At 65.2% G+C, this 12935-nt stretch carries 12 protein-coding genes; 7 read left to right on the forward strand and 5 right to left on the reverse strand.

The window, feature by feature from the left end; all coding sequences use genetic code 11:
* Positions 1-18: 18 nt before the first annotated feature.
* The 7 genes from PX52LOC_RS26365 to PX52LOC_RS26395 are packed head-to-tail and all read left to right on the forward strand — an operon-like array spanning position 19 to position 6907.
* A complete protein-coding gene (locus PX52LOC_RS26365) occupies positions 19-1236 on the forward strand; it encodes an ABC transporter ATP-binding protein (RefSeq protein ID WP_149112889.1) in 1218 nt (405 codons plus the stop codon).
* A gap of 21 nt (positions 1237-1257) precedes the next feature.
* The gene (locus tag PX52LOC_RS26370) at positions 1258-1659 is read left to right on the forward strand and encodes a sugar 3,4-ketoisomerase (protein ID WP_149112890.1); all 402 of its coding nucleotides are present in this window, start codon (positions 1258-1260) and stop codon (positions 1657-1659) included.
* Complete coding sequence (locus PX52LOC_RS26375; RefSeq protein ID WP_149112891.1) at positions 1649-2131, forward strand: sugar 3,4-ketoisomerase; 483 nt, start codon at positions 1649-1651, stop codon at positions 2129-2131. Before PX52LOC_RS26370 ends, PX52LOC_RS26375 begins: the two co-directional genes overlap by 11 nt.
* On the forward strand, positions 2088-2615 hold the full coding sequence (locus PX52LOC_RS26380) for a GNAT family N-acetyltransferase (protein ID WP_149112892.1): 528 nt from the start codon (positions 2088-2090) through the stop codon (positions 2613-2615). Before PX52LOC_RS26375 ends, PX52LOC_RS26380 begins: the two co-directional genes overlap by 44 nt.
* A 16-nt stretch (positions 2616-2631) precedes the next feature.
* The gene (locus tag PX52LOC_RS26385; RefSeq protein WP_149112893.1) at positions 2632-3762 is read left to right on the forward strand and encodes a DegT/DnrJ/EryC1/StrS family aminotransferase; all 1131 of its coding nucleotides are present in this window, start codon (positions 2632-2634) and stop codon (positions 3760-3762) included.
* Positions 3762-4727: a glycosyltransferase family 2 protein gene (locus PX52LOC_RS26390; protein ID WP_149112894.1), complete on the forward strand. Its 966-nt coding sequence runs from the start codon at positions 3762-3764 to the stop codon at positions 4725-4727. Before PX52LOC_RS26385 ends, PX52LOC_RS26390 begins: the two co-directional genes overlap by 1 nt.
* Positions 4724-6907, forward strand: coding sequence for a glycosyltransferase (locus PX52LOC_RS26395; RefSeq protein ID WP_149112895.1), 2184 nt, complete (start codon positions 4724-4726; stop codon positions 6905-6907). Before PX52LOC_RS26390 ends, PX52LOC_RS26395 begins: the two co-directional genes overlap by 4 nt.
* 10 nt (positions 6908-6917) lie before the next feature.
* Here the strand turns inward: PX52LOC_RS26395 and PX52LOC_RS26400 are convergent, their stop codons facing one another.
* From PX52LOC_RS26400 to PX52LOC_RS26420, 5 genes are read right to left on the reverse strand one after another with little or no spacing between them, the layout of a single operon-like run.
* On the reverse strand, positions 6918-7826 hold the full coding sequence (locus PX52LOC_RS26400) for a glycosyltransferase family 2 protein (protein ID WP_149112896.1): 909 nt from the start codon (positions 7824-7826) through the stop codon (positions 6918-6920).
* A gap of 6 nt (positions 7827-7832) precedes the next feature.
* Positions 7833-8783 carry a glycosyltransferase family 2 protein gene (locus PX52LOC_RS26405; RefSeq protein WP_149112897.1) on the reverse strand — a complete coding sequence of 317 codons (951 nt, stop codon included), beginning with the start codon at positions 8781-8783 and terminating at the stop codon, positions 7833-7835.
* 32 nt (positions 8784-8815) lie between these two features.
* The gene (locus PX52LOC_RS26410) at positions 8816-11122 is read right to left on the reverse strand and encodes an OB-fold protein (RefSeq protein WP_149112898.1); all 2307 of its coding nucleotides are present in this window, start codon (positions 11120-11122) and stop codon (positions 8816-8818) included.
* A gap of 3 nt (positions 11123-11125) precedes the next feature.
* Positions 11126-11812, reverse strand: a complete 687-nt coding sequence (locus PX52LOC_RS26415; protein WP_149112899.1) for a hypothetical protein — start codon at positions 11810-11812, stop codon at positions 11126-11128.
* A gap of 27 nt (positions 11813-11839) precedes the next feature.
* Positions 11840-12862: a DUF1559 family PulG-like putative transporter gene (locus PX52LOC_RS26420; protein WP_149112900.1), complete on the reverse strand. Its 1023-nt coding sequence runs from the start codon at positions 12860-12862 to the stop codon at positions 11840-11842.
* Positions 12863-12935 lie beyond the last annotated feature (73 nt).

Raw genomic sequence — 12935 nt, forward strand, 5'->3', positions numbered from 1 at the left:
CGGGGAGTGTTGCCGCACATGGCCGCGATCGTGGTGGAGAACCTGTCGAAGCGGTACCGCATCGCTCGCACGGCGGAACGTGTGGCATACCGCACGCTCCGCGACGACCTGGCGGCACTGGCGACGTGGCCCGCCCGCCGGCTCCGCGGCCGGATCGACCGAGCGGAAGACTTCTGGGCGCTCCGTGACGTGTCATTCGAGGTGCAACCGGGCGAGGTGATCGGCCTCATCGGGCGGAACGGGGCGGGCAAGAGTACGCTTTTGAAGGTCGTCAGCCGAATCACGAAACCCACCGCCGGTCGCGTGCGGCTGCGCGGCCGGGTGGGCAGCCTGCTGGAAGTCGGGGCCGGCTTCCACCCGGAACTGACCGGCCGCGAGAACATTTACCTCAGCGGCGTCGTGCTGGGGATGCGGCGGGTCGAGATCGCCCGGAAATTCGACGAGATCGTCGCGTTCGCGGAGGTGGAGAAGTTCCTGGACGTGCCGGTGAAGCGATACTCGTCCGGCATGTTCATGCGGCTGGCGTTCGCGGTGATGGCCCACCTGGAGCCGGAAATCTTGCTCGTGGACGAGGTGCTGGCCGTCGGCGACGCGGCGTTCCAGAAGAAGTGTCTGGGGAAGGTCGGTGAGTTGATGCGGAGTGGGCGGAGCATCATCCTCGTCACTCACGCCGCGGCAACTGCCCAGAAGCTATGCACCCGCGCGATCCTTCTGGACGCCGGGCGGGTGACGAGCGTGGGGCCAGTTCGTGACGTACTGGCGGCGTATTCTGCCTCGGCGCTGCCTACGGAACTGGGCGGGAACGAGAACATCCGCGTGCTCGCCGTTAGGGCTGAACCGGTGGCTGGCGAGTCGATTGCCGTGGACAGCGGCATTCGCTTGACGGTCGATTTCGAGTGTCGCGTGAAAGCCCGCGTGGTGGATTGCACCCTCGAGGTGTCCACCGGCGACGGGATCGTCGTCTTCCACGCCGGGACGTTTTTGACCGAATCCGAGCCTTGCGACGAGGGGTTGTACCGGGTGACGACCCACGTGCCGCCGCACACGCTCAACGCCGGCGATTACCATGTGCGGCTGATCTTCGGCCAGGCTCGCAAAATCCTGCTCTTCGGCCAAGACAGCGTCTGCCGGTTCGAGGTGGCGAACGTCCCGGTCTACGGGACGTTGACCCCGTTGCCGGGCGTCCTGCGGCCGAACTTGGCGTGGCGGGTCGAGTACCTCGGCCGCTGCGGATAGGCGAACACCACCGGGGAAGAAATGGGCCCTCGCTCGTTAGAGTTGCCGCGAATCTTGGACGCTCGTGGGAACCTGTCATTTCTGCAGGAAGGGAACCAGGTTCCGTTTGCCGTCCGACGGGTGTACTGGATTTACGACGTGCCGGGGGGCGAGGTGCGCGGGAGTCACGCATTCCGAAACACGGAAGAAATCGTCCTCGCCCTGTCCGGAAGCTTTGAAGTGGTGCTGCACGACGGTGAAGCCGAGCGAGTGTACCCACTCAAGCGATCCTACGTCGGCCTGTACGTGCCACAGATGCTTTGGCGAACGCTCCGCGACTTCTCGACGAACTCCGTTGCCTTGATCCTCGCATCGACCCCCTACGATGAAAACGATTACGTCCGCGACTTCGACGAGTTCCACCAACTTCGGAATGGCCGGTGACACGACTGTGTATGACTGCCCGCTGCTGGAGTTGCCCCGGGTAGAGAACCGGGCCGGGAATTTGACGGTCCTCCAACCCGGCTGGAACTGTCCGTTCGATGTGCCGCGAGTGTACTACCTGTACGACGTACCGGGCGGATCAACCCGCGGCGGGCACGCGCACAAGAACCTGCGGCAACTGATCGTCGCCGCCGGCGGCAGCTTCGAGGTATTGCTGGACGACGGCCGGAACCGTCGAAGCGTTTTCCTGAACCGCCCGTATTACGCGCTGGCGCTGTACCCCGGCATCTGGCGAGAACTGCACAACTTCTCGTCCGGGTCGGTCTGCCTGGTCTTGGCGTCGGAGCGGTACGAGGAGGTGGATTACATCCGGGACTACAAGGCCTTCGCGTCCTGGAAGGCTCTGCACCGTGCGGAGGGATCGTCCGATGGCGCCACTGAAGTTGCGAACCGGTCGTCTGCGACCGGTTGAAGAAACTGACGCCCGGTTCGTACTCGACCTGCGATTGGACCCGAAACTGTCCCGCCACTTGTCCCCGGTGATCGACGACGAGGAGGCCCAGCGGCAGTGGATCGCCCGATATCAAGTGCGTGAGCGGGCCGGCCGCGAGTTCTACTTCATCATCGAGTCGGCCGACGGCGGCCGGCAGTACGGCACCGTGCGGATGTACAACTTCTGCCGGGACACTTTCTGCTGGGGCAGTTGGATTGTCTTGCCGACCGCGCCGATGTCGACCGCGATCGAGTCAACCCTCGGCGTGTACGACTTTGGGTTCGGCCCGTTAGGGTTCATGAAAAGCGACTTCGACGTGCGGAAGGAGAACGTGAAAGTGGTCCGGTTCCACCAACGATTCGGGGCGGTCGTCGTCGGTCAAGACGACGAGAACCTGTACTTCGAGATCACGAAGGACGTGTACGAACGAAGCCGGGCGGACTTTGCTCGGTTCATCGGCTGAGCTCAACGGGGGCATTATGCAGCGTGCGGTTCCGTTCTACGACCTCCGGCAGGTCCACCAACCGCTCGCCTCGGCCTTGGAGGTCGCGGTGACCGAGGCGGTGACCAGTGGTTGGTTCATCCGCGGTCAATTTGGCGAACGCTTCGAGGCTGAGTTCGCCCGATACTGTGGCGTCCGCCACGCCATCGGTGTCGGCAACGGGCTGGATGCCCTCGCCCTCATCCTTGATGCGTACGTTGCTCTCGGGGCGATGAAAAAGACGGACGAGGTGATCGTCCCCGCGCACACATTCGTCGCCACCATCCTCGCGGTCGCCGGGGCCGGGTTAACGCCCGTGCTGGTCGAACCGGATGAAGCGACCTTCAACCTCGACTCGGCCGCCGTCGAGCGGGCGATCACCCCTCGGACGCGGGCGGTGATGTGTGTTCATCTATACGGCCGCTGTGGACCAATGGCCGAACTCCGTCACCTGACCCATCGGCACGGCTTGAAGTTGATCGAGGATGCCGCCCAGGCACACGGGGCCGTGTTCGATGGCCGGCGGACAGGCAGCTTGGGTGACGCCGCCGGGTTCAGTTTCTATCCAACCAAGAACCTGGGAGCGATCGGTGACGCCGGGGCCGTCACCACGGACGATACCGAGCTGGCCGACACCGTTCGCATACTCGGCAACTACGGTTCGCGGCTCAAGTACGAGAACCTGTTGCCCGGCCGCAACAGCCGGTTGGATGAGATTCAAGCGGCCGTGCTCAGCGTCAAACTGCCGCGACTGGACTCTGAGAACGCCCACCGCCGGGCAGTCGCGGCGTTCTATCGGGCCGCGATCCGCAACCCGGCCGTCCATCTGCCGGACGACCCGGACCCGCTTGCAAACGTGTGGCACCTGTTCGTTGTACGGGTGGCAGACCGCGATCGGTTCCGCCGGCACTTGGCCGACCGCGGCGTTGAAACCGGTGTCCACTACCCGATCCCGCCGCACCGCCAAGGGGCGTTCCCCGCGTTGCACGGCCTATCGTTCCCGATCACCGAACAGTTGCACCGCGACGTGGTCAGCCTGCCGATGAGTCCTGCTTTGACGGACGAGGAGGTGGCCTACGTGGCCGAACAGGTGAATCGCTACCCCAACCAACCGCAAGGTGGCTTCTGATGGATCCCCGACTGAGCGTGCTGATCATCACGTACAACCAGGAAAAGTACATCGAGCAGACGGTGCGGAGCGTCCTCGTCCAGCAGACCGATTTCCTCTTTGAAATCGTGATCGGTGAGGACTGCTCCACGGACGGCACGCGGGATGTGCTCCGAAAGCTAGACGCCGAATTCCCCGGCCGCCTGCGGTTGTTGTTCCGGGATAAGAACCTCGGCCTGGTCCCGAACGTCATCGACACGTACAACTCTTGCCGCGGCGATTACCTGGCGACGCTCGGCGGGGACGATTATTGGACCGACCCGCAGAAGTTGGCCAAGCAGGTGGCAGTCCTCGACGCTGATCCGGGCTGTTCGATCTGCTTCCACCCTGTTCGGATCGTGGACGCGGAGGGTCGGCCGAGCGGCGGCGTTTACCCCAAGGACGTGTCCCACACCACCGGCAAGGCCGAGATCGCGAATACGTGCTACGTGCCGGCGGTCTCGACATTGCTGCGAAAGTCGGGGCTACCACAACTGCCGTCGTGGTTCGCTCGCCTGACGATCGACGACTGGCCGCTCTACTTCCTGTACGCTGAGTTCGGGCACTTCGTGTATTTAGACGACGTAATGGCCGACTACCGGTGCCACGCCGGCGGGTGGTGGTCGAGCCAGCTCGGACCGAGTCGAGCGTACAACCTCATCCGCATGTTCACTGTGCTCGACGAAGAACTGACCGGACGATCGAGTTTCGATTTTGGTCAACTCGGTCGCGACCAATTGTGGTTAGCCATGCAGGAGGGCGAGGAGATCAAAGCATCCCTCTCTTGGAAGCTCTTGCGAGCCATTTTGTCCCCGTTCGACCGGTTAGGAGCGGCGAGTTTGGCCAAAGTGATTAAGTCCCGTCGGCGGCCGCAATCCAGGACGGGAGTTGCGGATGCCCGGCTTGCGGTGCTCCGCACGACGGGTCAAGGGCGGCCCCCCGGATGACACGGCCAGACCTGACTTTGATCGTGACCGCCCACGCCGAGGGGCGACTTGCTCACCGGACGGTCCGCAGTGCCGTCGCGGCCGTTGACCTCGCCCGTCGGCAAGGGCGGATCGTTGAGTGCATCGCTGTTCTCGACCGGCCGACCCCCGAAACCCGGGATTACTTCACCCGCGACGCACCGGCCGACTGGCGCTTGCTGGACGGAGATCACGGAGACCTCGGCCTTGCGCGGAACCAAGGCGTTGAGGCCGCCGGCGGCCGGTGGGTCGCGTTCCTTGACGCCGACGATCTGCTCGGCTCTTGGTGGTTGCTGTCGGTCCTCGAGCAACCCGACGCCGACCCCAGGACGGTGTACGTGCCGGAAGCCACTATCACGTTCGAAGCACATCACCTGATCCACTGGCTCACGCCGTCCGACGCCCCCGCATTCCGGCCCGAAGTTTTGGTCGCGACGAATTACTGGATGGCGCTGGTCGCCGCCCGGCGGGAACTGCTCTGCGAAATCCCGTTCGCGGCTGCCCGCGGGGGAAGCGGGTTCGGGTTTGAAGACTGGCACTGGTTCACCCAAGTGCTCGCGGCGGGGGGGGCAATTCAGACCGTGCCAGGGACGACCATCTTCATCCGGAGAAAGTCCCGCGGGTCGTTGCTCCGCGAACACCAGATCGCGAACGCCCTGCTCCAACCGACCGATTTCCTGGCCCCGACCCGATACCGTGTTGCTGATACGCGGCCGGTTGTCGATCGGCCGCGTGCGGCCGCCAGCGGTCGATGGGATTCGCTCCGCTCGCGCGCCGGTCGATTCGGCCTCGCCGTTGCCCGTCGGTTTCCGATCCTGGAGGCCCCGCTGGCCCGTGCGTACCGGTCGGCCGTTCGATTGAACGCGCGATTCGGGCCGGGGGCGGAACTGCCGTCATGGTTGGTCGATCAGTGTCGGGAGTTGCATGCCGTCGAGCCGCAGTTGTTCCCAGACGACTTGTTCCGAATCCGGTTGCGCGAGAACTGCATTCCGAACCCACCGGTCGGCCGGGTGTACGGAAAACTGTGTGAGGCGGTCACCGGCCCCGTGCGGCTGGCGTTCATCGTCCCGTGGCTGCGGACCGGCGGGTCCGACCTGGAAACGCTCAACTACGTCCGCCTTGCGGCCGAGAGGGTTGCAGACGGTGGGGTCTTGGTGCTGGCGACCGAACCGGTGCCGTCGCCGTGGGCTTCGCGTTTGCCGGCCGGTGCCCGGTTCGTCGATTTGGCAGCACTCGCCTGCGAGTTGCGCGACGATGAACGCGAGTACGTCCTTGGCACGTTCCTGGTCCAACTCGGGGCAGACGCCGTTCACGTTGTAAACTCGACCCTCGGATTTGCCGTCGTGGAACGGTACGGGAAGGCCGTCGCCCAGCGGTCACGGGTGTTCGCGTCGGTGTTCTGCGAGGACGTGACTGCGGATGGCCGCCGAACCGGATTTGCACTGGATCAGGTGCCGGCCGTTGCCGACCACTTGGCCGGCGTGTTCGCCGACAATCGTCGAATCCTCGAACTAATGATCCAGATGTTCGCTCTCAACCCGAACAGGCTCCACACCCACTACCAGCCGGTAGACCTCCCGCCGGCTGGCCGCCAGGACCGGCCGCCGGGCGGGAAACTCCAGGTCCTCTGGGCCGGACGGCTCGACCGCCAGAAGCGGCCGGACCTCTTGATCGAGGTTGCAAGGCGGGTGACTCACCTCCCGGTCCACTTCCACGCCTACGGAGCGTCCGTGCTTCGGTCCGACGCGGCCCGGGTTCGCCTCCGCGGGCTGCCGAACCTGACGTATCACGGCCCGTTCGACGGGTTCGAATCACTTCCCGTTGGTGACTTCGACTTGTTCCTGAACACCTCGCAATGGGAGGGGATGCCGAACGTCCTTTTGGAGGCACTGGCGGCGGGCTTGCCAGTGATGAGTTCGGATGCCGGCGGGATACCGGAACTGATTCGCGACGGCGAAACCGGGTTGCTCGTCAGTCCGTTCGACGCCGTCGATGCCTATATCTCCAAGTTTGAGCGGGCGTGTTACGAGCCGGACCTGTTGCCGAAACTGTTGGCCGCCGGCCGAAGCTTGCTCGCCGCCCGGCACACGTGGGACCACTTCCGGCAGGCGGTGGGGGCCGTGCCTGGGTACCTGCCCGCCGCCTCAGCCGACGGCTCGTAAAGCCGCGGGTTCACCGGACCGCGGAATCGTCGTCCGCCGCGTACCGCGTGGCCTGCCGGCCGACGGCCCACGCCCCGGCGTACACGCCCAACTTCATCCACAGCCGCCAGTCGCACGGCAGGTGCAAGAAGTCGCGAACCGCCGGCTGGCGCCCCGCCTGGATCTCCCCCACGGCCATTTGCACGCGCATGTTGTTCTGGTCCTCCGGCCGCAGTTCGTCGGCCTCTCGCTCAAGGTGCCGTCTGGCGACGGTCGCCCGTGACAGGCCCCACCGGCGGTAGTGAGAACTGCTGTTGTTCCCGTGGACGTGGATGGTGCTGAGCACGGTCCGGGGGAATCGGGCGGCCGCCGCGAACACGCGGCGGTTGGCCAGCCAGAACTCCCAGTCTTCGGCGTACCTGATGTCTTCCGCAAACGGGCGGTCCAAGGCCGCGCGGCGGAAGACGAGGCTGCTCACCGCGAACGGGTTCCCGGCCGTCAGCAAGCGGTAATTGTTGGCCGGCCCGATCCGAGGGGGCGACACCCGCCGAACTCGTCGGCCCGACCGTCCAACGTATTCGACCGCGAAAGTGACGCAACTCGCGGCCACGGCGGTCACGAGGAACGGGCACGGATCAGTGGTTAACTTGTCGTCCGCGTCCAGAAACAAAATCCACTCGCCGCCAGCGACGGCGAGGGCGGTGTTCCGGGCGGCGGACGGCCCCTTGTTAGACTGGGTCAGAATCCGCCACGAAAGCCCTTCGACCAAGGCGGTCGATCGGCGGACGATGGCGAGCGAGTCGTCCGCCGACCCGTCGTCCACCACGATCACCTCGATCCCGCTGCGGGCCGATAGGGCGATTGCCCCCAACGACGCCAGGGTCCGGCCGACTGTCGCCGCGGAGTTGTACACAGGTATGACGATGCTCAGGCGGGTCATTGCATACTAAATAGGAGTTGGGCCGTTCCCGCGGGTTTTCGATCGAGCGGACGACTCCATCAGTTGAGAGCCGAGCGTCACTTTCCGGCTGGCGTCGGCCCACCGGCCACGCAACACGTCCATGAGCGTGCAGAAGCCCAGATTCAGCCGGATGATCGCGCCGCGGCGGGCGATGGCAGCGGCCGCCGCCCACCCGCGGACGGCGGCGGCTTGGGCCACCTCGTCGTACAGAGCCCGCTCCTCATGGAAGCGGAGGAGCGTCTGTGTCTGCGCGGCCGTCGCGTTCCCGTCGTGGCGGCGGTAATCGTAGAGCACGTCCGGCACGCCGACGAGCGTTTCGCCAGCCAGCAGCAGCCGCGCGATCAAGTCGAGGTCGAGGACTTGTCGCCATCGTGGGTCGAACCGCATGCCGCCGAGGCGGCTTCGTCGGAAACACATCGTTGGGCACATGATGAAATCCGCCCGCATCACGGCCCGTAGGCCGGCGTCGCCGTGGAGTTGCACAGTTCGGCCTGCGGCCGGACGGAAGTATCGCTTGCAGTAGTCGGGGAAGGAGAACCGTGGTCGCCCGTCCGGGCCGATGATCCGGGCTTCGCAGAACAGGACTGCCGCGTCGGCGTAGCGGTCAGCCGCGGTGAGCATGCGGCCCACGTAATCCGGCAGCAGTTCATCGTCGGCGTGCGGCAACGCCACCAAGTCTGTATCGCCTGCCTCAAGGCAGCGATTCCAGTTCGCCGCCATTCCCGACGGGCCGGAAGGGGCGATGTACCGAATTCGGCGGTCGTTGTAGCCGGCGAGGAGTTCGGCCACACCGCCGTCGGGGTCACCGCCATCGTCGCAGACCACCAGTTGCCACCGCGAATCACGCTGATGTAGGACCGATTCCACCGCCTGCCGAAGGTATGGCTTCCCGGCATAGTACGGGATCGCCAGGGTCAACGCGGCCGCGGTCGGCATGTAGGCCTTTTGAAAGGGGATCGTCCCGGGCGTCAGTTCGACGACTTCGCCTCGCGCGGCGGCGGGGCAGGGACCCGACCGCCACTGCCACGGAGTTCCGTTTCTTTCTTTTGTACCGCCTCACTCTCCTCGCGGAGTTCCTCGTAAACGACCTTCGACGTTCCGTCCGCGGTGGATAGCACGACCTTCTGGGACACCGGGCCGACGCCCTTGACGAACACGGTCGTCGTTATTTGGCGGACACCGGCGAGATTTGCCGACTTGCTCGTCAGCGTGGCGTCCACCTGGAGCGCCGGCCGGCCACGGGGATCAGTGAAGAACTTCGTCGCGGTCCACGTCGAGACGTTCCCGCCAACTTCCTCTTCGTGCGACCACTCGCGGCCCGGTTTCGCCCCGAGACGGAGCACCGGCGACCACACGAACAGATCCTCGACCGTTTTCGGCTGGGCGGGTGGCGGATTGAGCAGCGTGCCGGTTTCGATGAACTTCTCGCCGATGCGGAATCGTTGATCCTGAACCGGCGTCGGCGTCTTCGCGGGCTTACCCGTCCACTTGATCGTCGCCGTAGCGAGGTTCGTGTCGGTCGTTGTGCCTTGCTGAACCAACGACGTGACGAGCCGGCCGTCTTCGACGATCTTCTGCCGGAGTTTCGCGACGGCGTAGGCTGGTGGCTTCGCTGGCTTCGTCGAAGGCTTGGCCGGCGGCTTCGCCAGTGGGGGCGGGTTCGGCTCGAGCAACCGCACGGCCGTCCACTCGGCTCCGGCCTTCAGCGGGAAGAAGTCCGCCGTCAGGCGGGGGACGTTCGGGTTGCCGTTATCCGGGTCGAACGAGACGCTGTCTTCGATCCGTAAGAGGCGGCTCCGGGTCAGGCCGTAACAGACGCCGCGGACGCTAACAACGAGTTCGTCCGTGGGCAGGCGGCCGTATTCGAGGCGGGTGAACGCGGCAAGGACACTCACACCCACGTCGGTGCCCTTCTCGAACGTCACGAGCCGCTGAGGAGTGTCGTTCCGCGCGATTGCTCCGGTCACGGCGAGGTACTTCCGGCCGTACTTGGCCATCGCGGCCGTGCGGTTCTCTTGGAACTCGCGAGCCAAGTTCTCGGCCGTGACGACAATCGGTGTCGAGCGGTCGATCGGTGGGCCGGTTTGTAGGTCGATCTCGTAGTCCCGGACCATCTCGGCGGTTGTGGTGGCGATAGTCCCGCCGCCGCCGAGGACACAGTTGTCGAACCGGATGATCTGGGTTGATCGCCCGCTGCAAGTGCCGGTGATGGTGACGATCTGCCCCGGACGGATGACCGCCGTGGGTTGTTGCCGCGGGCGGAAGTAGGCCTCAAATTGCAGCAACGTCGCCGTGCCCGGCGGCTCAAAGCCGAGTAACTCGTCCGTCACGCTGGTGACGAGGCCGGTGACTGAGACCGTTCTCCGCGTGTATTTCTCGTCGGCCGGTGCGGCGGCGCGAACGACCGTCGCCCGATCAAGCCGCAGGTTGCCCAGGGTATTCGTCTGCGGGTTGAAGAGGCCGGCATAACGGCCGCGCACGGTGACCCCGCGGCCGGGTTGTGGGACGAGGGACGGTGGTTCCAACATCAGGCCGCCGACCGACCCGACGATTGCCGGCAATGTCTCCCGCATCAGTGGCGTCACATCGAACGCCGGCAGGGCGGCAGTGACGACCCCTTCTTCCTCCGTGCCGGCCAATTCCTGATAGGCCGAGTACATGTGCCGGAACTGGAGGCCGCCATTGCCGAACGCCTTGCAGATGCCCTCTACCTCCAAGAGTTTGCCGCGGTACTTCGTGTCGCACGCCTGGGGTCCGGTCGCGTACTCGGCGGCGAGTTGATCCGCGGTCATGCGAATCGGCGTTTCCGGCGGCGGGGCGGTGGGAGCGGTCGCGATTTCCTGCTGCTTCTCGGCAACGGCCGGGGTTGAAGGGGGCGGTTCCTCCTCGGCGTCCAACTCCAACTTCGCGGCCGGCTTCGGCAATGGGCCGGACTGGATCGCGAAGTAGCCGACGGCAATCGTGGTCAGGACGAGTAGAAGCACACCGAGTCGCTTCGGCCAGTTCGTCGGCCGGTCACCGACGGGTGGCGGCTCGTCGGCATCGACCGCGGGGCGCTCGGCCTCCGAATCGTGGGCTTGCTTCTCGGCCAACTCGTCGATGTCCATGTCCTCGTCGGCGACTTCTTCCTCCGTCCGGATGAGCGAACCGGCGATGCCGCTAGTCTGCGGGATGCGCATTGCCGCACCGCACCGCACGCACTGCGCGCGGCGGCCGGCGAACGCCTCGTTGGATCGGTGTTCGGCGTGGCAACCGGGGCAGTAGAAGAGCAACATGGGTCAGCCTCTCGGTGCGTCGTGCGGGTTCGGCTCGCCGTTCTCCGCGTCTGCGTCCACGATCGTGCCACTCTTCCGCAGGTCCAGTTCCATGGCGGTCAGGATGGTCATTTCCCGGACGTGCTCTTGGTCCTCGCGCGTCATCGCCTCGTCCTCGTCCGGGAGCTTGATGACCTGTTCACAACCGGGGCAAATCGCGTACTGATCGAAGCCGTCGGGCTTGTACTGCAGCGACAGGCCACAGTGCAGGCAAGTGAGGACGAACTCGGTCGGCGTCTCGTCGACGGGCCGCGAGAGGAGGTAGTAGATCAGAGCCAAGTAGAGAACCGCCTCGATGGCGACGGCGACGTTGTACCGCCGCCACGGGTTGCCATCGCCGCCGCTCTTGATCGAGGTCTTCGACGGCATCAAGTATCCGACCTTCGGCGGCTGGCACTTCGGGCACGTGTGGTTGTCCAACTCCGCCGTGTACAGCACTTCGAGTTTGCACGAGTTACAGATCAGATACTTGTATTCCTCCTTGGCCCTCGCCTGGCCGGCCGTGTCGACCCTGTCCAGGGTCTTCGGCCCGAGCAACCGGGCCGACCCCCAGACGATGCCGCCGAGGAGCGCGGTGGCGAGGAGTAACTGCACGACTTTCTTCTTGAGGTTGGCCAGCACCCGCTGGCCGAAAGATTTCTGCTTCGGCATGGATCGTCTCACTCGGTTCAGAGGGAGTTACTCGCCGTACCCCGTTGCCGACCCCTCGGCCGCCGTCAGAAGCCTGCGGACGACCAACACATCGGCGGTGTCGGAAACGAACGTCACGTGGCCGTCGCCGAAGAGGCTGTTGACGCCGCTACTGTGGAAACTGAACGGCTCGTCGTTCGGACCGCAATCGGTGGTCGTCCACGCGCACGTCGTCGGGCCGCCGAACGGTAGGGCGTTGTTGTTGAGAACCTTTCCCTTAAATGCCGTGGTCGGCGGGCCGGCCACGATCGCCGCGGACGCCGGCTCAGCCCACCGCCAAGTGTTGCGGGTCGTGGACGATGCCGGGATCAGGTCGCCAGGGTCGATTGCGTTGGTGCCGGCCACGTCGTAGGCCGTCGGACTGAAGAACTCACCACGGCCGACGGCTTCCACGACCATGATCGTGTGGCTCGTCCCATCGCGAAACGTCTCGATCCCCTGGGCCGGGTACCGCAGGGCACCGTAATCGGTTTGCCGCGGGGCACCGGTCAGTTTCACCAGCGAGGACACCGTGCTCGTCTCCGAGATGCGGGTCCAGGCGACCGGCAGGTAGTCGGTGTAGCCGTAGCCGAGGGAGTCCGTGCCGGACCGGGCGCGGATCGGGTTGGTCGGGCAGAGGAACGTCGAGACCGAGGTTTTTGCCGCCGGCCGGTTCGATGCGTCGTTGTAGGCGACCCCAAAGTTGAACTTGCTGTAGACGGTGTCGAGTTCGATGCCCGTTAGAAGTTGAGTGAACGTCGAGGTCCAGTCGTAGGTCAACTGGTTGTTCGTGGCGTCCCAACCGACGCCGCTGGACGGCAACTGCCGCCGGGCACTCTCATAAGTCTGGAACGCCAAACCGATCTGCCGGAGGTTGTTCGCGCACTGGAGGCGGGCCGCCGCCTCACGGGCCTTCTGCACCGCCGGCAGAAGGAGACTGATCAAGATGCCGATGATGGCAATGACGACGAGCAGTTCGATGAGCGTGAAGGCGTTCCGACGAACCGGGCGAGCGGGAGCGGTCAGGCGCATGGGTCACTCGTGAGGAAGGAGTCAGGAACCGGGAGCACGACCGACGGGGCGGTGGAACGAGTCGGCCCGGCCG

Source organism: Limnoglobus roseus (genome assembly GCF_008254045.1).
Lineage (GTDB): Bacteria > Planctomycetota > Planctomycetia > Gemmatales > Gemmataceae > Limnoglobus > Limnoglobus roseus.

What these genes read in the sequence shown, in the direction of transcription:
- PX52LOC_RS26420 (WP_149112900.1), bottom strand. Translation starts at nt 12,862, where the DNA reads ATGCGCCTGACCGCTCCCGCTCGCCCGGTTCGTCGGAACGCCTTCACG.
- PX52LOC_RS26410 (WP_149112898.1), bottom strand. Translation starts at nt 11,122, where the DNA reads ATGTTGCTCTTCTACTGCCCCGGTTGCCACGCCGAACACCGATCCAAC.
- PX52LOC_RS26390 (WP_149112894.1), top strand. Translation starts at nt 3,762, where the DNA reads ATGGATCCCCGACTGAGCGTGCTGATCATCACGTACAACCAGGAAAAG.
- PX52LOC_RS26405 (WP_149112897.1), bottom strand. Translation starts at nt 8,783, where the DNA reads ATGCCGACCGCGGCCGCGTTGACCCTGGCGATCCCGTACTATGCCGGG.
- PX52LOC_RS26365 (WP_149112889.1), top strand. Translation starts at nt 19, where the DNA reads ATGGCCGCGATCGTGGTGGAGAACCTGTCGAAGCGGTACCGCATCGCT.
- PX52LOC_RS26415 (WP_149112899.1), bottom strand. Translation starts at nt 11,812, where the DNA reads ATGCCGAAGCAGAAATCTTTCGGCCAGCGGGTGCTGGCCAACCTCAAG.
- PX52LOC_RS26395 (WP_149112895.1), top strand. Translation starts at nt 4,724, where the DNA reads ATGACACGGCCAGACCTGACTTTGATCGTGACCGCCCACGCCGAGGGG.
- PX52LOC_RS26375 (WP_149112891.1), top strand. Translation starts at nt 1,649, where the DNA reads ATGGCCGGTGACACGACTGTGTATGACTGCCCGCTGCTGGAGTTGCCC.
- PX52LOC_RS26400 (WP_149112896.1), bottom strand. Translation starts at nt 7,826, where the DNA reads ATGACCCGCCTGAGCATCGTCATACCTGTGTACAACTCCGCGGCGACA.
- PX52LOC_RS26380 (WP_149112892.1), top strand. Translation starts at nt 2,088, where the DNA reads ATGGCGCCACTGAAGTTGCGAACCGGTCGTCTGCGACCGGTTGAAGAA.
- PX52LOC_RS26370 (WP_149112890.1), top strand. Translation starts at nt 1,258, where the DNA reads ATGGGCCCTCGCTCGTTAGAGTTGCCGCGAATCTTGGACGCTCGTGGG.
- PX52LOC_RS26385 (WP_149112893.1), top strand. Translation starts at nt 2,632, where the DNA reads ATGCAGCGTGCGGTTCCGTTCTACGACCTCCGGCAGGTCCACCAACCG.